The sequence below is a fragment of the Aeromonas sp. 2MA4 genome (assembly GCF_029237305.1).
GTDB classification, from domain to species: Bacteria; Pseudomonadota; Gammaproteobacteria; order Enterobacterales; family Aeromonadaceae; genus Aeromonas; species Aeromonas salmonicida.
In genome coordinates, this window is sequence record NZ_JAACFY010000005.1 from 185,167 (window position 1) to 205,141 (window position 19,975).

Genomic DNA, 19,975 nt, shown 5'->3' on the forward strand with positions numbered 1-19,975 from the left:
TTAGCTACCCAACACCTGGGCCCTTGCCTGTCTGCTGTCGCGCGACAGGCGAGGCTGGCCCCTTCATCAGTCATGCATGTCGATGGCTCCGACCGAGCCGCCGACAACAGAGAGACATTACCCATATCCAACGATGGATTGATGTTCCACGAACGCGGACCCGGGTCCGGTAACAACAAGCAGGGAGATATCCATGAATGGTTGGTGCGCTAGGTTATTTGGCTTCAAGCCAACCAATGACCCTTGGCAGGACAAGGAGCCCGTTCGTGAAGAGCTGTTCGGCATAGAGCGGCTGGAATCCCACGCCATGACGCTGGCAGAAGCACAGTCAGTCACCGCCAGACCGGCGGCGGTGCAATCGTTGCATCTGCGCCTGAAAGAAAACGAGGCGGTCTTGTCATCCGCCCATCAGGCAAATGCAGCTGAACTCGAACTGGGGCATGATCTGACCCATGCGGCCGAGTGGTTCCTCGACAACTATCACCTGGTCGAAGCCCAGCTCTACGAGATCCGCAGCAGCCTGCCCACCAGCTACTACCGTCAGCTGCCAAAGCTGGCCGAAGGCCCCTTTGCCGGTTATCCCAGAGTTTTTGGCATCGCCTGGGCTTTCATTGCCCACAACGACAGCCACTTCGACCCCGAGACCTTGAGCCGTTTCATCCTGGCCTATCAGCGTGTGCAACCCCTGACCATCGGTGAGTTATGGGCTGTGCCCATCACCCTCAGGATTGTGCTCATTGAAAACTTGCGGCGTCTGGTTGAACAGATCTCGCTGGCCCGCCAGGCCAGAGCCGATGCAGATCTTCTTTGCTCGCGCCTGCTCGCCTCAGGGTGCGCCTTGTCGGCACTGAACGAAGACATAGCTTCTCGTGCCACAGGCCCCCTGTCCGAGATTTTTGCCGCTCAACTCGTCAAACAATTGCGTGACCAGGATCCTGATATCACACCGGCACTCGGCTGGCTGGAAGCGCGCCTGACGCTGCAGGGGGGTTCCATCGATGAAGTTGTCCAGCATGCACAGCAGCGGCAGGGGGCCTCCAACGTCACCATTCGCAACATCATCACCAGCATGCGATTCATCTCGAACATCGATTGGAGCGAGCAGTTTGAAAAGATGAGTCTGGTGGATCAGCAGTTACGAGCCAGCAGCAACTTCGCCGAGATGGACTTTCCCACCCGCAATCTCTATCGCCGGGCAATCGAGCTGCTGGCCCGCTCTTCCCCCCACGATGAGCTGGATGTCACGGCGCGGGTCCTGTCGGCGACCCGACAAGATGTCGACACCTTGCCAGATGACATGAAACTCAGGGTGCAGGATCCCGGTTATCATCTGATGGCCGAGGGCCGACTCGCCCTGGAAACCGATCTGGGTTTTCGCCCCCCGTTACGCCTTCGACTTCACCGGTTTCATTCCCGACTCGGGATCGGCGGCTATGTCGGCATCATTACCCTGCTGACGCTGCTTTTGCTGACATTCACCTACCAGCAGCTCGCACAGCCCGGTGAGCCATGGTCCCTCTGGATGCCGCTCTTCATCCTGTTTGCCTTCTTGCCGGTCAAGGCGGCAGCCATCTCGCTGGTCAACTATCTCATCAGTTTTTATCTGGTGCCCATGCCTCTGCCGGCCATGGATCTCACTCACGGCATTCCCTCATCCCTGCGCACCATGGTGGTCATCCCCACCCTGCTGACCTCTCACTCCGATCTGCTGGCACAAGTCGAGCAGCTGGAGATCCATCACCTGTCAGGGATCAGTGGCGACCTCAGCTTTGCCCTGCTCTCCGACGGGATGGATGCAGCCCAGGAACACATGCCCGAAGATGCGGCCCTGCTGAGCGAAGCCAGTCAGGCCATCGCCCGCTTGAACAGCAAATATGGCCCCGGGCCGTCAGGGGATCGCTTTCTGCTGCTCCATCGCCACCGCCAGTTCAACCCGGGCGAAGAGTGCTGGATGGGCTGGGAGCGCAAGCGTGGCAAGCTCTATGAGCTGAACCGTTTGCTGCGAGGCGCAACGGACACCAGTTTTATGGTGATCGATGGTCAGCCCCCTGCCGTCCCCCAAAATGTGCGCTATGTCATCACGCTGGATGCAGATACCCGATTGCCGCGGGATACCGCCAGTCGCCTGATTGCCAAGATGGCGCATCCACTCAACTGCGCGCATTTTGATGCCGAGCAGCAGCGCGTCACCCATGGCTATGGCATTCTCCAGCCCCGTGTCACCCCCTCTCTTCCACTGGGTCAGGATGGCTCTTATTACCAACGGCTCTACTCAGGGCCCGGCGGCATGGATCCCTATGCAGCCACCGTTTCGGACATCTATCAGGATCTGTTCGGGGAGGGCTCTTTCACCGGCAAGGGCATCTACGACGTCGATGCTTTTACCGCCGCGCTGGAAGGGCGTGTACCGGAAAATAGTCACCTGAGCCACGACCTGTTTGAGGGCATCTTTGCCCGCGCAGGGTTGGCCTCGGATATTGAAGTTGTCGAAGAGTTTCCATCGCGGTACGACGTCAGTGCCAAACGGCAGCATCGCTGGACACGCGGCGACTGGCAACTGCTCGCCTGGATCTGTCAGCGCAAACATGGCCAGCACTCACTGCCCCTGATAGGGCGTTGGAAAATGTTTGATAACCTCTGCCGTTCACTGCTGGCACCGAGTGCCCTGCTGGCTTTTCTCGCATCCTGGCAACTGCCGTTGGGCACGGCGGTGGCGGCGGATCTGATGCTGCTTGCCTGTCTTGCTCTTCCGATATTTTTGCCCCTCATCTTCACCATACTCCCCCGCAAACAGGATATTTTATGGCGCCATTATGTGGGCAGGATTGGCAACAGCCTGCAGCGTGCCGTCATGCAAACCCTGCTCAGCCTCACCTTTCTGGCCGACCAAACCTGGCGCATGACAGATGCCATAGTCCGTACTCTGTTCCGGTTATCCCTGTCACATCGCCACCTGCTGGAGTGGACCACCACGGCCCAAACCTCGGGCGCACCGCGACTGGCCTGCCTGGGCTTTTACCAAATGATGATGAGCGGTGCGGTACTGGGAATGGGAGTGTGCGCCATGACGCTGTTCAGTGCCCCCACCGCCTGGCCGCTGGTCCTGCCTTTTGGCACCCTCTGGCTGCTGGCGCCCCTGGTGGCGTACTGGACCAGCCGGCCCTGTTATCTGAGCAAACAGATGACCTGCAGTGCCAGGGAAGCGGTAGAGCTGCGGCTGATTGCCCGCAAGACGTGGCGCTATTTCGAGACCTTTGTGACCGATCTCGACAACCAGCTGCCACCTGACAACTTTCAGGAAGTTCCGACAGAGGTCATTGCCCATAGAACCTCGCCCACCAACATGGGGCTCTATTTGCTCTCGACCCTGGCGGCCAATGACTTTGGCTGGGCCGGGCGCGAGGCCGTCATCAAACGGCTGGAAGCCACCCTGGAAGTGATGCAACACTTGCCGCGCTTCAAGGGCCACTTCTTCAACTGGTATGACACCCGGCGCCTGCTCACCCTGGAGCCGGCCTATGTCTCTTCCGTTGACAGTGGCAATCTTGCGGGCCATCTGCTGGTGGTCGCGAGCACCTGCGAAAACTGGCAACAAGCCGCCGACAACACCTCGATACGCAGCGGCTTGCAAGACACCTATCTGCTGATGCTTCAGGCCCTGCAAGCCTACCCGGTAAAAAACAGCGAGCCGGTGAACGCGCTCACGGCCTGCCTGAAAGCAATCTGCAGCCAGCTCTATGGCGAGCAGCCCGTAACAAGCCAGCTAGCTGAGCTCGAACGGCTTGCTCAGCAAGGCGTCGAGACAGCCCACCGTATTGATCTGCAAGCGCATCCCAAAGAGGGGGCCGAGGTCATCTTCTGGTCAGAGGCGCTCAGTCAGACGGTGGCCGAACATCGCCAGGATGGCGCCAGCCTCCCCGATGCGCTTGCGCCACGGCTGCAAGCACTGGCCGAACGCGCACGCACCCTGGCCATGGGAATGGACTTCGCATTCTTGCTGGATCCGGAGCGCCAGCTGCTCTCCATCGGGTATTCCCTCTCCGACAACCGGCTCGACAACAGTTGTTATGATCTGCTCGCCTCGGAGGCAAGGCTTGCCAGCCTGTTCGCCATCGCCAAAGGCGATGTCGTGACCAAGCACTGGTTCAAGCTGGGTCGCTCTGCTACCCCGCTGGGTCAGGCCGCGGCCCTGATCTCCTGGTCCGGCTCCATGTTCGAGTATCTGATGCCCTCCCTTGTCATGCGGGCCCCTATCGGCTCTCAGCTGGAGTGTACCAACCGCCTGATCGTCGACTTGCAGATAAGCTATGGCCACTCGCTGGGCATTCCATGGGGCATATCGGAGTCGGCGTTCAACGCCCGGGACATGGAGTTCACCTATCAATACTCCAACTTCGGCATTCCCCAGCTTGCCCTCAAGCGCGGACTGGCCGAAAACCGGGTGATAGCACCCTATGCCACAGGTTTGGCCGCCATGGTCAACCCGGGCGCGGCCTTGAAAAACTATCAACGGCTGGCTGCCATGGGGGGCGGTGGGCGTTACGGCTTTTACGAGGCGCTGGACTTTACCCCGTCCCGTTTGCCCGATAACCAGGATGTGGCCATAGTGCACAACTTCATGGCCCATCATCAGGGGATGACCATCGTCGCCCTCGCCAATGCCCTGCATCAGGGGCTGATGCGCGCCAGATTCCATGAAGAGTCCATCATTCAGGCTTGTGAACTGCTGCTGCAAGAGCGGATCCCGCAGGACATGCCCATTGTCAGACCCCGTGCCGCCGAGATAAAGGCATCGCGGATCAGGACCATACAGGACGTGCGATCAGTACGCCGCTTGTCCTCATCGACCCTGGGTGCCCCCGTGACCCACCTGCTCTCCAACGGTCGCTACAACGTCATGCTCACCAGTGCGGGGGCCGGCTATAGCCGTTGGGGCAACATTGCCATCACCCGCTGGCATGAGGACGCCACTCGGGATCACTGGGGTTCTTTCCTCTTTTTGCACGATGTCCACAGTGGTGAGACCTGGTCTCCTTGTGCGCACCCGCTGGGCAATTCCGACCACAAGGGGGAAGTTGTTTTTGCCGAGGATCGGGCACAGTTCATTCATCATCACGACCGCCTGACCACCACACTGGAAGTTCTGGTGTCCGGTGAAGCGGATGGCGAAGTACGACGTATCTCGCTGAACAACCGTGGTCGCAGCACCCGCTGTATCGAGCTCACCTCTTACGCCGAGGTCGTGCTGACCACACCGGAAACTGACAGGGCACATCCCGCCTTCAGCAAGCTTTTTGTGGTCACCGAATTTCTGGCGGAGCTGGGCGCGCTGATTGCGACCCGGCGCTCCAGAACACCGGAAGACAGCGAGATCTGGGCCGCTCACTTCATCATTGTCGAGGAGCAACTGGCCGGTACGCTTCAATATGAATCCGATCGCGCCCGGTTTATTGGCCAGGGCCGAACCCTGGCCTCGGCCCATGCCTTGCAGCGGGATGTTGCCCTGTCCAACACAACGGGCACAGTGCTCGACCCCATTTTCTCGCTGCGCCAGCAGGTGCAGGTCTTGCCCGGCAGCAGTACCAAGGTTGCATTCTGGACGCTGGTGGCTTCATCCCGGCAGGCCTTGCTCGATCTCATCGATCAGCACCACAACCGCCATGCCTTCCAACGGGCCAAGACACTGGCATGGACCCAGGCACAGGTGCAGTTGCACCATCTGGATATTCAGGCGGCGGATGCGGCCAACTTCCAGAGGCTCGCCGCTCCCCTGCTCTACGCAGACTCGCGCTTTCGCGCCTCATCGAACACCATATTGCATGGGCTGGCACTGCAATCCGCCCTCTGGCAGCTCGCCATCTCAGGTGACCTGCCCATCATGCTGCTGCGCATCGATGACATAGAGGATCTGGCCCAGGTACGCGAACTGCTGCTGACCCATGAATATCTGCGCATGAAGCGTCTGGCCGTCGACCTGGTGATCGTCAATGAGCACGCCGCCACCTATGTGCAGGATCTGCAAAATGGCATAGAGACAGCCGTGCGCAGCAGCCAGTCCCGACCCCGCTTCCATAGCGAGCTGGCCCGCGGCTCCGTCTATACGGTGCGCACCGATCTGATGAATGCCGAGGTTTGCCAACTGCTGTATGCGGCGGCGCGGGTCGTACTGGTCGCTCACCGTGGCTCCCTGCAGGAGCAACTGGCCCGTCTGCCAGACACATCCCAGTCACCGCAACCCTCACCTGTCTTCAGGGCGCCCCACATCAGCGCCAGCAAACATTTACAGCATCCCGAGCTGGAGTGTTTCAATGGGCTGGGTGGGTTTGCCAAAGACGGACGTGAATATGTCACCTTGCTCAGCGCGGGTCACACCACACCCGCCCCCTGGATCAACGTGATTGCCAATCCGCAGTTTGGCTTTCAAGCCTCCACCGAAGGCAGTGGTTACACCTGGGCAGACAACAGCAAAGAGAACCAGCTGACCGCCTGGTCCAATGATCCTGTGACGGATCCCGTCAGTGAAGTCATCTATATACGCGATGAAGAGACCCTTGATCTCTGGACGACGACCGCTCAGCCCATTCGTGATGGCGGTACCTATATCGCTCGTCATGGTTATGGTTACAGCAGCTTCGAGCATCAGGTTCACGGCATCCATAGCGAGTTGCTGCAATATGTCCCGATAGCGGATCCCGTCAAGATCTCCCGCCTGACACTGCGCAACCAGACGAATGCCCCCCGCCGTCTCTCAGTGACCTGTTACGTGGAATGGGTGCTGGGCGCCTCTCGCAGCGTCACAGCCCCCTTTATCACGACCCAGATGGATGCACAGACGGGGGCCATGCTGGCACACAACCCCTGGAATGCCGCTTTCCCTGGCCGGGTAGCCTTCCTCGATCTGGGGGGACAGCAAACGAGCTGGACCGCCGATCGCAGTGAGTTCCTGGGATACCGCGGTCAACCCGCCTCTCCTGCGGCGCTGGCAAGCCATAAAGCCTTGTCTGGCAGCACAGGGGCCGGGATTGATCCCTGTTCAGCGCTGCAAACCCATGTTGATCTTGCCCCAGGCCAGAGCCTTGAGCTTGTGATCCTGCTCGGTCAGGCAGGCTCAACCGAACAAGCCCGTGCCCTCGTCACCCGCTATCGTCATGATCTCGATGTGGTGCTGGACGAGGTGGAGGCTCAATGGCAGTCACTGCTCGGGGCCGTTCAGGTCAAGACCCCGGACAGGGCCATGGACATAATGCTCAACGGCTGGCTGATGTATCAAACGCTCGCATGCCGGATCTGGGCCCGTTCTGCCTTCTATCAGGCGGGAGGCGCTTACGGTTTTCGCGACCAGTTGCAAGACGGGATAGCACTCAGCTTTGCCAACCCCCGGAGCACACGGCAACATTTGTTACGCACGGCCGCTCGCCAGTTTATTGAAGGGGATGTGCAGCATTGGTGGCTGCCCCACTCGGGCCAGGGTGTGCGCACCCGGATCTCCGATGACAGGGTCTGGCTGGCCTTCGCCACGGCCACCTACGTTCGAAGCAGTGCTGATGACAGCATTCTCGATGAGGAGATCCCGTTTCTGGAAGGCCCGGCACTGGGCACGGAGCAGCAGGATGCCTTCTTCCTGCCACAAGTATCCGAAACGTCAGCCTCTCTGTATGAGCATTGCGCTCGCTGCCTGGATCAAGCCATGGCGCTCACCGGGAGCAATGGTCTGCCACTCATGGGCTCAGGTGACTGGAACGATGGGATGAATCAGGTCGGCAGTGCAGGCAAGGGGGAGAGTGTCTGGCTAGGCTGGTTGCTACTGCGCACCATCAGTCTGTTTGCACCTCTGGCCCACGCCCGTCAAGACAAGCGTGCCGAACTCTGGCTGGCTCATGCCAATCGGGTCGGGGTCGCGCTGGAACGCAAAGCCTGGGATGGTGCCTGGTATCGCCGGGCGACCTTCGATGACGGCAGCTGGCTGGGTTCAAAAGAGAGCCCCGAATGCCAGATAGACTCCATCGCACAATCCTGGGCCGTCCTGTCCGGTGCGGCCAACCCGACCCGAGCCAGAATAGCCATGCAATCCCTGGAGCAACACCTCATCAAATACGATCAGGGTTTGTCTCTGCTGTTCAGTCCACCGTTTGACAAGCTGACCCAGAATCCGGGGTATATTCGCGGATATCCGCCCGGACTGCGCGAAAATGGCGGCCAGTATACTCATGCCGCCATCTGGGCCATCCTCGCCTTCGCGCGCCTCAAAGAAGGCACCAAGGCTTATGACCTGTTCTGCCTGCTCAACCCCATCAACCATGCACTGGATCCTGAGGCCGTCGAGCGTTACAAGGTTGAACCTTACGTGATGGCTGCAGATATCTACTCAGTCGCGCCGCACAACGGTCGTGGCGGCTGGACCTGGTACACGGGGGCGTCAGGCTGGATGTATCAGGCCGGTATCGAAGGCATATTGGGGATCCGTCGTGAGGGGCAGCTGTTGCTCATCGCCCCCAACTTGCCCGCGCATTGGCCCGGATTTAGCGCAACCATCACCCTTGATGCCGCCCACTACAACATAGCGGTGAATACAGAGGTGTTATCGGGGCTGCAAGCAGACACAATCCGACTCGATGATGTGCTGATGGAGCCTTGCGGCTCACCATTTCGCGTACCACTGATCGACGGGCACCACAGGATTGACATTACCCTGGCGGTGCAATAACAGAGTCTGAGTGAACAAACTAGAGACAAAGCGGCCTGCTCCCGGGCCGCTTTTTGCTTGATTGCACGCACGCCCAACTTTTTATCCTGATCATGACGTGTATCCCAGCCAGACCAAGCCAAGGACTGGGGTATAGGCCCTCGATCGTTAGCTGGTAATGGTAATCCTTAACCGCAGCTTATTAACTAGCTGTTCAAAGCGAGCCGGCTCGTCTTACTCAGACCAGCCAGCAGGTTGTTTACCCTTGGTAGATTGCTCCAGCCACTAATACAGTTTCACTTTAGTTACTCTTGGAGCTCATCCATTTTTCTTGGAGTACCAACATCAATTTTATTATGGGGAGCCTTCATTAAAGATGATAAGGATTTAAACTCTCTATATTCATCACAACTCAACGTCGGTAGCAAAAACAATAAAATTCTATTCAAGTCACTTTCATGGCAATATATATTCGCGAACCCAGAGCAACCAAATGAAACAGTTTCAAATCTAATATAGGATATATCTCTAACCACTTTAACAAGATTAACCTTGTCTTTGTTAAATAGAGTGTAATCTGTGGTAACTTCCTTTTTGAAATTAGTAAAAAAGAATGCAAAAAGTGCCATGCCACCTGCACCTACTAGAGCAATAGGCCCTAAAATAGTAACAGCTATTACGCATACCCCTCCCCCTAACCAAGCCAGCATACGCACTATGTCGTACGCCATTTCAGGTATCGCATCCTGATAAGTTGTGATGATGCCTTCAGTTGTCATTCGATAATGGTAGTTTTTATCAGCCAGCCATAAATAACGAGAAAACAGAGCAACAAAAATACTAATAATTATAAATCCCCAGCCAGAATTGCTACCTCCATATAAAACAAACGCACCAACAAGAAACAATATCCCCGTAGGGAACAATATAGCGAAAAGGACTCCTACTGTTTTCACTTTAATATCCCACTCATACACTGTAGGTGCGTGTTTTATTTTATTTTTGTTGACTTAAACAATCTTTTGTTGCTCTTCATGTGAAGTTTTGCAATGGGACTCGCCCTGCTCACTCATGTCATTTTTTTATTAGCATTGTTCATTATTGATTTCCTTGACTACCGACTACTAGCGCCGGCATAGAACCCAACTCTCCGCTACTGCTATCCAAAATGATGGGCCCGTTACTCTTTCCACTTCCCTTGAAGATAAATTCCCGCCGTACCATGCCCCCCAAATACCCGAACTCCAGTTTGATGGCCGAATTGGTATCGACACCCAACGGCAAGGTATAGACCAACTCATCCCAGCGTCCGCGTTTGGTCTCCTGTATTCAGGGCTGCATGGCTGTCTGATAACGAACTAGCTTGACCTCCTCGTCAAACAAGCTGACAGGTAATTTCCATGGTGAACTGCCACAATAGTTATTTACCTAATGACAGCTAGGATATAAACATCAGGTCATTGGGTGACCTTTAATATACTTTATCTCGACGCATCTAATCTGCTCTTTAATCAGTTCAACAACCCATTCAAAATCCTCAGACTTACAATATAAGTTATCGCTATATGATATTTTAAAGGGGTTTGATTCAAATCTAATCGCCTTTTTTCTATTAGAAATAGAAAGCGTGTAGGGCCAGTCTTTTTTAAAAATGGTTTCATGCTCTGACACTTCACTTTTAAAGTCAGTGAAAAATACCGCAAAGAGCGCCATACCACCTGCACCAACCAGCGCTAATGGCCCCAATACGACAACAGCTATCACACATACCACCACACCCAACCAAGCCAAGCCACGGACTATCGTATAAGCCACTTCTGGAATCATATCCTGATAAGTGACGATAACGCCTTCCGTTGTAAGGCGGTAATGATAGCTTTTATCTGCCATCACTAAATAACGAAAGTAGGGGGTCATTGCCATAGCGACACCGAATGCTAGATAAGCAAATCCCCAATCACCATCACCAGCAAGCAATACGCACCCCACAGCGAACAACGTCATAATTGTTGTAACTGTTAGAATCATTAGCCAAGCGAATGGTGTAGGAACCTGAATATTCCATTCATGAAGCGTCGGTGCCTCACGTACTCTTTTTTGATTCGCCTCGATAATACGTTGTTGCTCTTCCTGCGGTAATAGACGAAAAGGGGTCTCCTGCTCGCTAACATCAACTACTTCGTTTGCCTTAACCATTATTTATTCCCTTGCTTACCGACCACTAGAGCGGGCATTGAGTTCAATTCGCCTTGGTTTGCATCCAATGTGATTGGGCCATTGCTATTGCCACTGCCCTTGAAGATAAATTGCCGCTGTACCATACCACCCAGATAACCCAGCTCCAATTTTATGGCCGAATTGGTATCGACACCTAGCGGCAGGATATAGACCAACTCATCCCAGCGTCCGCGCTGCGTTTCTATCACTTTGGGCTGCATAGCAGCATGATAACGGTCTAGATCCTCTTTGGTACGAGCCGGTACCACCTGACCGGCTCTGGCAAGCGGTTGGCCGATCACCTTCAGCCCTATGGTCTGCCCCCGCAAGTGCGCAGGGAGCGAGAGTTGCAATTGCCACTGGGGGCGGCCAGTATCCATCCAACCCTGAGGCGCGGAGCGTACTACCGTCAAGCTGGCCCCCGGCTTATTGACCAGTTGTTCAAAGCGAGCCAGCTCATCCTCGGCAGACCAGTTGGCAGGCTGCTTGCCCCAAGTCGATTGCAGCAACCACTTTTCCAGATCCGAGCGTTTAAAGATATTCAGCAGCACTGTTAGAGCCAGATAGGCGATACCCAGCACAAAGAGCCCGACAACCATCCAGGGCGCAAAAATAGCAGCGACGGATGAAAAACCTAAACTATTGACACCTAAATACGCAAGCTGGATGAGGAAGATGCCACCTTGCCCAAATAACACCCCTGCTTTCATCTGCAAGAGTGTTTTTTCCATGCCACTTATCAGTGGATCTTGGCTAGCCTGCCAACTGTCCAAGGCTTCAAGCCCTGCCGCAGCCAAACCTAGACTAGAAAACGCCAGCATCCGTAAAGAGAAGGCTTTAACCCAGACCGCATGCTCACCCTCTTTTATCGCTGCTTTTATCGAGATTGCTGTCAGGGCTCTCTTACCTCCATCGGCAGTGAGTGGCTTTAACTGCCCCCACGCAGCCCCCTGATAGAGCGCGGCGATGGCATTGCCCGTCCAGGCAAAGGCCGAGCCCAGCTGCATATTTGCCCGTCCCCGACCGATGGACTGGGCGTTTTGCGCCGTCCCTGCAATGACCACAGTCAGGTTCCAGAGATTGAGCAGGGCCACCAAGCCACCAAAGGTCGCCAGATTGGGGACTCTCTCGTTCATGGCAGTGATGCGTTGATTCACTCCACTGCGCACGCTCGCCAGATAGTCACCGACATATTGTCTGGCCTGCTGCTGGTAAAGATCGCCTTTCAGTTTGACCAGCATGGGCATCTCGCTGGCAATCAGGGTATCCAGCCGTTGCTGCAGGGTTTTTAGCTGGCCATTGATGGCTTGCACCGTGGTATTGCGCCCGGGTGGTGGCGAGCTGATGGCCGACATCTCTTTGACAATGGACCAGACCCTCTGCTGGAAACTGTTGTAGAGCATCCGATAGCCGCTGTTGACCTGCAGCGGCTGGTCGCCGAGCAACGACTCCAGCAGCACCAGCCTCAGATTGCCTGCCAGGCTGTTCTTCCAGGCGTGGGGTAAGATAGCCGCCATGATCTGGGCGTGAGCCCCCTTGGCCATGGATTTTCCCGCCACCTTCATGGCCTCGATCACGGCTTCGGCAGTCTGGAACCAGGATTTCTGCTTGAGCCTCTCATCCCCTAATAGCGTTTCCAGATCGGCCGCTCTACCAAAGAGGGCAGTCATGTCGCCAGACGAAGTGCTGAGCCAGGCATTGTCTACCGTCTGTTCGCTCAACCCCTTGTACAACGCAATATCAAAACCATAAGGGGCCAGCGCCAGCAAGTTGTCACGGCTCTTTTCGCCAAGCAGTTTTTCCAGCGCTTTTTTCCTGGTCTCAGTGCTGCAACTAAGGGAGAGCGCCTGCCCAGCCTCGGCAAACAGGGTCTGCAGATAGGCTTGTCCCTTGGTCGTTCTGTTGTCCAGACCAAAGGGCAGCGGCTCGGCCTTGAGGCGGGTCACGCCATTGAACAAGTCCTCATGGGCTCGACCCAGAGCCAGTTCCAGCTCATTGAGTGGTACCTGATACTGCTTGATAAACGCATTGAGCCCAGTCCAATTGACCTCATCCTGAAAGGCGGCGCGCTCTTTCCACTGCCTTACCTGCTTTTGGGATGGGTTGAAACCATATTGTTCCCGCAAGAGTTTCAGCTTGGCATCTGCTTGCTTCTCCATGGGGGAGTCGAACCTCACCACGCCAGGCTCTGCTGTCATGCTCTCCATATCCGCGAGATAACGATCCCCAAGATAATCATCCAGCGCCTCTTCAAACGCCTGGGTCCTGGCCACATTGCCCCTGACGGAGGCGGGCAAATCTTTCTCATCAAGTCGCACCCTGGCCAGATTGCGCGTCACCTCGGCCATCATCAGCTTGTGCGTGTTTACCTTGCGCAGTTTCTCATCTTCCCCCATCAAGGCTTCCCGCTTGGCCAGCAGTTGATTGACCTTCATGGAAAGGTCGGCAAGATCGGCCAGCGGATCCTCCAGAGCGACCACCATGGCGCTTTGGGGATCTGGCATTCCCGCCTTGTAGGCGGCGGGTGAACCCGCAGGCTTGTGTGCCAACAGTTTGATCCCTTGCTGATCCTCTTCTGCCAGCTTGGCCAGTGGAGCACAAGAGAGCACGAATCCCTGATTCGACATCCCCAGATCCGCGACCTTGTCGAGTAAATCAGGCAGGCCGCAATGGGGTGCCTTCATGGAGCTGGCAAAGCTGCCCAGCTTGACTTGTCGCATCCAGGCACTGCGCAAGCTGCTGCTCTTTTCCATCTCTTTTCTGATGCGCCCCGTCCAGCGCTGGGGAGAATAAATGAGGGAGAGAGTGTGACTCGCGGGGTAGAGCAGATGACCCTTGCTCCCCTTGCTTTGACTGATGAAAGTCGCGCCCTTTATTTCATATTCATCGAACGTCTTGGCCTTTTCGTCATAAACATAGAGCCAGCCATCACGCAGTTGGCGCAAGGCATAGTCGCTCTCTTTGAACTTGAGCGGGGCCATAAAGCCAGCGCCGGCAGGCACTGGATGGGGCTGCTTTTGTGGCGGGGAAAACGGCTCATCGAGGGCGTAACGCACAGGGATGATGGCAATCTTCTTGTTCTTGAGCGGGCAGACTCCTGCCGGGCTCTTGCTGTTGTTTGGACTTGCACACTGGGCGGCTTGATTGGGCGTACTCATGCGTCTTGATCCTTTTTACTCAGTGCTTCCGCCAGCTCAGCGGCTTGCTCAATACGTTGCGATGGGGTTTGTGCCGAAGGCTGAGTGATCAAGGCCTTTATACGGGGATATTCATCCTGCTCAAACCAGCCACTGCCGAGGTAGCCAAGCACATTGAAAAACAGCAGCAAATCCCGTTCACTCTCGAACCCCTTGCCATAGGCCTGTTCAGCCCAACGGGCAATCCACGCTGCGGGCTCAATTTGTTCCTGCAAACGGGCCGGGAACCAGCTGGCCATGTGTTGCCGGATCACATCCAGGGTGTGCTGCCAGCTGACTTCCCCCAGCCGAGTCCACTGCGCATCCGAGAGTCTGAACCGTTTGCCAACCGGCTCACCCAACTCAGGTGACACTGTCTTGTGCCACCACACTGGCTGGTTGGCTTGCCGCACCGGGATCCAGACCTGCTCAACGTCTTGCCAGAGCCAGGGCTCGTCATCCATAAACAAACGCCACATGGTTTCAGGCATGGCAAGTTTGAGCAGGATCCGGCTGCCGTAAGGGCTTTCGACTTCGATTAGCGCTCTTAGTCGCTCAGCAAGAGGCAACAAGCCAAGCTGGGACGATAGCAGGTAACCCCATGATGGTTCACGGTTTTGCATAAACCAATCGAGCAGATTAGGCGTTGCACACACCAGACAGGGGCTCACCTCTCGCAGGCTGTCCCAAGGGGCATAAAGATAAATAGGCTGATAAGCGGGAGCATCATCCTGTTCGAACAAAACCCTTTCCAGCTCGGGAATACGGGCACCATCGAGCAGCAAATAGAGCCGCTCAGCGTTGGCCAGCTCAATATCGGGTGCCATCTCGATTGGGATAGTTCCCATCAATCGCCCCCTTCCTGTCTGGCCAACTGCTCACAAATTTCACACACTGGCTCGGCAGATTTTAGCGTCGCAATCTGACGCACAGGCTCCATCGGCGGCGGCGGTGCGACCACTTCAACCTCACCGGGCTGGATCGGCATCTGGCCACCCCAGCCGGAGCCGGAACCCGGGCTGCCACCCGAGTTCATCTTGATGGAGCCGCCGCTGAGGGTGACGCCGCTCGGGTCAATCTTGACAAAGCTGCCGCCCACTTTCAGGGTCAGCTCGGCGCCCGCTTCCATCACTATTTTCATACCCGCCTTGTGGTGTACTTCGCTGCCAGCATCGACCAGCAGGGACTGCCCTAGTTTCTGGTGCATGGATGCATCGACAGTCAGTGACAGGTCACCCTTGATATGGTCCCGCTTCTCCCCCTCCACCGTCAGGTGGTCGCTCCCCTTGATGCGGGTCACGCGCTCATTGTCGATATCTGTGTGTTGGTCGTGCTTGATATGCCAGGCCGCATCATTTTCGATGAGCACGTTCAGGTCTTTCTGACCGTGGATGTAAATCTCTTCCTGCCCCGCTTGGTCTTCAAAACGCAGCTCGTTGAAGCCCTCACCCTGGTGGGTCTCGGTGCGTAGCACGGTACGGGTCTTGTTGGCAGGCAAGTCGTAGGGCGGCCGGTTGGTGGCGTGGAAGGTGCGACCGGTGACGATAGGCTGGTCCGGGTCCCCTTCCAGAAATGAGACGATAACTTCGTGACCAATACGCGGAATCGCCATCATGCCGTACTGGCCCCCCGCCCACCCCTGGCTCACCCGCACCCAGCAGGAACTCTGGTCGTTGGAGCTACCATATCTGTCCCACGGGAATTGCAGCTTCACCCGGCCGTGTTCGTCGCAGTAAATCTCTTCCCCCTCGGGGCCCACCACAATGGCGATTTGCGGGCCATCCACCATGGGCTTGTGCGGCGCTTGTAGGCTGCCAATGCGGGCACGCCAGGTGGTCGCAGCTTTGACCACCCCAAACTCGTTGTGGTAGACGGTGGGGCCACTGCCCCCCTCCTCTTCCAGCGCCTGTGGTTGCAAGCCGGTATGGCTGATGCGCACGATTTGCCAGTCGCCATTGAGGTTGCTATTCGGGTGCTCGGTCAGCGAGAAAAACTGGCCCGGCAGCAGAGCTGCACTGTTGGATTTGCCGCTGCCCGCCACTGCGTCATTGCGAAGCGCATCGAGTCGGTGCTGGGCAAACGCCTTGCCACTAGGGTCCTGCTTGTAACGGCCCGGATAGTCAAAGTGCTGGTAGCTATCGCGCTGATGCTCCAGCTCGCTGCCCTGTTTCTTGTGGGAGAGCCCGTAGGCCGGGGTCTTGAAGCTGTAGTCTTTCAGCTCCACATCGCTCGGGCGCACCGCTTCCCGGTAGTGGAACTGGCGCACATAGGGGCCCTGCTCCAGCGAGCGGTTGCCGAGATTGAAAAAGAGCTCGGGGCCGGCTGTTAATGCAGCCGCATCGTCAGCAAACACGATGCGGTGTTTGCCCGCGTCGAATTCATGAAAATAGAAGAGCCCCTCTTCCGCGGCGAGCCGGTTGACGAACGCAAGGTCGGTTTCCCGGTACTGCACGCAGTATTCCCGCTTGGCGTGCTCATTCTTGAGGGCAAAAGCGTAGTCGGTGATGCCGTGCTCTTGCAGCAGGATGGAGAGGATTTCATCGGGTTTCTGCGCCTGGAAGATACGGGAATTGTGACGAAGCGAAAGCCGCCACAACGCCGGCTGCACCAGCAACTGGTAGCGGGTACGACGAAAGCCGCTGTCACCTTGCGCAAAGTCACTGACCACACCACACACCCGCCGCTGCAACTCGCCGTTGTACCACACCAGCAGTTCGCACGGCTGGTCCAGCACGGCGCCAAAGTCGACGTCAGGCTCTGGGCTCGCCAATTCCAATCGCAACTGGAACGGCCCATTCAGCGCCTCTTCTAGCGCAAACTCGGCCACCACGAAAGTGCTCTCGGGCAGCGCCCCTACCTTGACGGTAAATTGTAATCCTGTGCTGTCTGCCATAACGCTGTTCCTTATCCTGCCTGTCCGCTGCCCGAGCCAATCACAACCCCACCGCAACCAATAGCGGTACCGGTCACGGCGATGGGTTTGCCACTGCGCCGCAAAGAGCACAGGACAGTGCCGACGGCCCCCGAGATGCTACGCGGATGGGGAGGATTGTTGGGTTTATCATGGGACGCCAGCGGATCGCCCTGACTGGCCACCGGTTTGCCGTCGAGAAAGACGTCTGGGCTCGCGGCAATCACTGGGGATGGGTGAAAACCATCGTGGTCGGTGCCTGTGTCACCGAGCACTGAAATAGTGGAACACATCTCGACTGGCCTCTGTTGTGCTTTGCAATAAGGCCGAGATCATGGGCCATATGGCAAAACACAAAAGCTCCGACCACATCCAGATGAACAGGCCGGAGAAAATTTGCACGGGTCTGGTAACCGCTGACACTGCGAGTGCCAGAACCCTGGGTGTGCAACAAGGAATAACGTCAATAAGAGAGCGGAGCTTATGCTTCGCTGGGTGCGCGCCAGTCGTCAGAGCCGGAGGTACCGGCAACTGTGTGTTCCCAGTCAATCTTGCGGTAGGCCAGAGAGACCTGGATCAGCTGGGTGAAGTCAGACTTCGCCGGATCCTGGCAGTGGGGCATCTGGCAGTCGATGTCGACGATGGTGGCATCGGTCAGCACGGTAGAGAAAAAGTGCTCCTGCTTGCCTTCCACGGAGGTGCGATACCACTTCAGGGTCACTTTCGGCAGCATTTCACCGGAGGCCAAGGCGTTGTACATCAGCGGTACGGCCTTGTTCAGGGCAACGGTGAACTTGAACGGCTTGTGGACACGCTGACCAGCCGGTTGACCGGATTGCGGGTCAGTCGGTACGGTCACAACGTGTTGGAACTCTTGCACCAGCATCTCGTCTTCGTGGCCCTGCACGAAGATGTTGCCGACGGAATCGGAGGTGAAGGCACTCGCGGTGATGTTGCCCTGGGTTTTACCTTCGATGCTGATATAACATGGAGTTGGCATGGGTATGCTCCTGATTGGTTGAACGGTAATGACACTCGACCGAAACCATTAGCAGTGACCATGCCACTCTTTTTATTTCATATTTTTCAATGCATTAACAACATAGCTTTGCACCAGCCAGCTCACATGACGCAATAAGCTGCGCCCGGCCACCGTTTACACCGGGAATAGTTGCCCAGCCAGCTGAATATTTCGCATATTGCGCAATTTGTTGCGCGATACAAAGTGAATCACTGCCCTTCATCCACATTGGCAACCAATGCCATCTCTACATTCAGTCTGACGACGCCCTGCTTCAGGGCCCATGAGATGGCCTGGCTCTTGCTGCTGGCTCCCAGCTTGCTCACTACATTGTTCAGGTGAAACGTCACGGTACGAGGAGTGATCCCCAATATCTGGGCAATGTCACTCACCTGCTTTCCCTCCGCCGCCCATCGGCACACCTCCAGCTCCCGCACGCTCAGCGCATCCTGCGGTGACAGACCGGCCAGACAGACCCGGGCTACCGCCTCGAAGATATGCATGGAGAGCCAGCTGAGAAACGGCACCGCAGAGAGCCACTGTTGGCTACTACGTGGTGTGCTGGTGATGAAGGAGAGCAGGCCCACATGGCCGTTGGCACCGTGCCAGGGAAAGGTCACGCCATCGCGAATGCCAAATTCGCTGGCCAGTTGCATCACCTCCCGGCCCTGCTCATCGCAACTCTCGTCATCGCGCGCCACATCGGCCCACAGAATGGGAGTGCTTTGGGTCATGCCACGTTTGACGATGGGATCGATGGCAAAGAAGCCGCTGGCCGTATAGGTATCTACCCAGGCTTGTGGGCAACCGTTGAAGATGATGACGTCGGGACGCTGAATGGTACTGGGGAAGATCAGGCCGAGCCTGAAATAATCGAACCCCATGCGCGCTGTCAGTTCACGCAACAGGATCACTATGGTGCGCTCATCAGCGGCCGTCTCAAACTGGGTGATGAGATCCAGCGCATGCAGGGTGTTCATTTCTACGGTATGAGGATCATGCACGAGATAGGGTGGCCAAATATGGAAACGTGCCACATGTTAACAAGCATCAACAACTCGTAAACCAGCTCCCATCACAGAACCAAAGTTTTTCGGTAAATAATGCCTGCAAACTTGGCGTTTGCTACGTACACCACAGAAGTTTTAAACGAAGTTACACATTAATTTCGAATACACTAAACACCAGATAAACGTTCTATTGATAACCTCAAAAAAACCATATGAATCTCACAAAAGAAATTATAGCAATAAAAATACAAAGGTCTGCAAGACTATAGAGGGAGAAAAGATTATGACTCTTCCTTAAAGGAAGAGTCATAATCTAATTAATCCGCTACAGATTTATCAGGTGATAACCCACCTATGTTATAAGCTTCCAGTTGAGGCCGATATGAATGCCTGGAAAAATTAAAAATTGTCAGACTCCCAGGCGTTACAGGTAACAGCTGTGAAGGCTTCAATCCCAAGAACGCCACACAAGCTGCTCTTATAACACCGCTGTGTACTACAGCTAAAAGATCTCCATCGCCGGCCTGAACCCATGAATGAAGTGCCTTTTCTATTCTGGATAAAAATACATCCCATTTCTCACCACCTTCAGGGGTAAATGTACCTGCCCGCCATGCATCATAAAGACTACTTTGTGTTGCGATTAACTCAGGCTTGGATTGTCCTGTCCACACCCCCATATTCAATTCACGTAACTCAGGATCTGAGAGTGCCTGACCATATCCAATGATCTCCGCAGTTTGTCGAGCACGGCCAAGATCCGAGCTGACAACTCGTACGGGAGAAAGCTCGCGTATATTTGGAATAATCGCCTTTGCCTGAGCAATCCCACGAGGAGAAAGAGGTGTATTCTCATGTCCTTGCAGACGTTTTTCTATATTCCATAGTGTTTCACCGTGTCTCATAAGAATAAGACGCATATTTATACCTCCACGTTATCAATATAAAGATACCACT

Annotated in this window: 10 protein-coding genes; 1 reads left to right on the forward strand and 9 read right to left on the reverse strand. The window is 55.8% G+C overall.

Annotated features, from left to right (window positions below):
- Positions 1-193 precede the first annotated feature (193 nt).
- Positions 194-8,704 (forward strand): glucoamylase family protein, encoded by an 8,511-nt coding sequence (locus GWQ31_RS07675; RefSeq protein ID WP_275909030.1) that lies wholly within the window; start codon positions 194-196, stop codon positions 8,702-8,704.
- Positions 8,705-8,988: 284 nt separating this feature from the next.
- On the opposite strand, the gene GWQ31_RS07680 is transcribed toward GWQ31_RS07675, so the two are convergent.
- From GWQ31_RS07680 to GWQ31_RS07720, 9 genes are all read right to left on the reverse strand, one after another.
- Positions 8,989-9,639, reverse strand: coding sequence for a hypothetical protein (locus GWQ31_RS07680; protein ID WP_275909031.1), 651 nt, complete (start codon positions 9,637-9,639; stop codon positions 8,989-8,991).
- 496 nt (positions 9,640-10,135) lie between these two features.
- The gene (locus GWQ31_RS07685) at positions 10,136-10,879 is read right to left on the reverse strand and encodes a hypothetical protein (RefSeq protein WP_125606272.1); all 744 of its coding nucleotides are present in this window, start codon (positions 10,877-10,879) and stop codon (positions 10,136-10,138) included.
- Positions 10,879-14,058 (reverse strand): T6SS effector BTH_I2691 family protein, encoded by a 3,180-nt coding sequence (locus tag GWQ31_RS07690; protein WP_275909032.1) that lies wholly within the window; start codon positions 14,056-14,058, stop codon positions 10,879-10,881. The genes GWQ31_RS07685 and GWQ31_RS07690 overlap by 1 nt, the downstream gene beginning before the upstream one ends.
- A complete protein-coding gene (locus tag GWQ31_RS07695; protein WP_275909033.1) occupies positions 14,055-14,924 on the reverse strand; it encodes a DUF4123 domain-containing protein in 870 nt (289 codons plus the stop codon). The genes GWQ31_RS07690 and GWQ31_RS07695 overlap by 4 nt, the downstream gene beginning before the upstream one ends.
- Entirely contained in the window at positions 14,924-16,969 is a 2,046-nt protein-coding gene (gene tssI / locus GWQ31_RS07700) for a type VI secretion system tip protein VgrG (RefSeq protein WP_275909034.1), read from the reverse strand. The genes GWQ31_RS07695 and tssI overlap by 1 nt, the downstream gene beginning before the upstream one ends.
- A gap of 11 nt (positions 16,970-16,980) precedes the next feature.
- On the reverse strand, positions 16,981-17,280 hold the full coding sequence (locus GWQ31_RS07705) for a PAAR domain-containing protein (protein ID WP_275909035.1): 300 nt from the start codon (positions 17,278-17,280) through the stop codon (positions 16,981-16,983).
- A gap of 188 nt (positions 17,281-17,468) precedes the next feature.
- Positions 17,469-17,987, reverse strand: coding sequence for a type VI secretion system effector Hcp1 (hcp1, locus tag GWQ31_RS07710; RefSeq protein WP_021140316.1), 519 nt, complete (start codon positions 17,985-17,987; stop codon positions 17,469-17,471).
- 230 nt (positions 17,988-18,217) lie between these two features.
- Complete coding sequence (locus GWQ31_RS07715; RefSeq protein WP_275909036.1) at positions 18,218-18,988, reverse strand: LuxR family transcriptional regulator; 771 nt, start codon at positions 18,986-18,988, stop codon at positions 18,218-18,220.
- Between the two features lie 347 nt (positions 18,989-19,335).
- The gene (locus tag GWQ31_RS07720; RefSeq protein WP_265461619.1) at positions 19,336-19,938 is read right to left on the reverse strand and encodes a histidine phosphatase family protein; all 603 of its coding nucleotides are present in this window, start codon (positions 19,936-19,938) and stop codon (positions 19,336-19,338) included.
- Positions 19,939-19,975 lie beyond the last annotated feature (37 nt).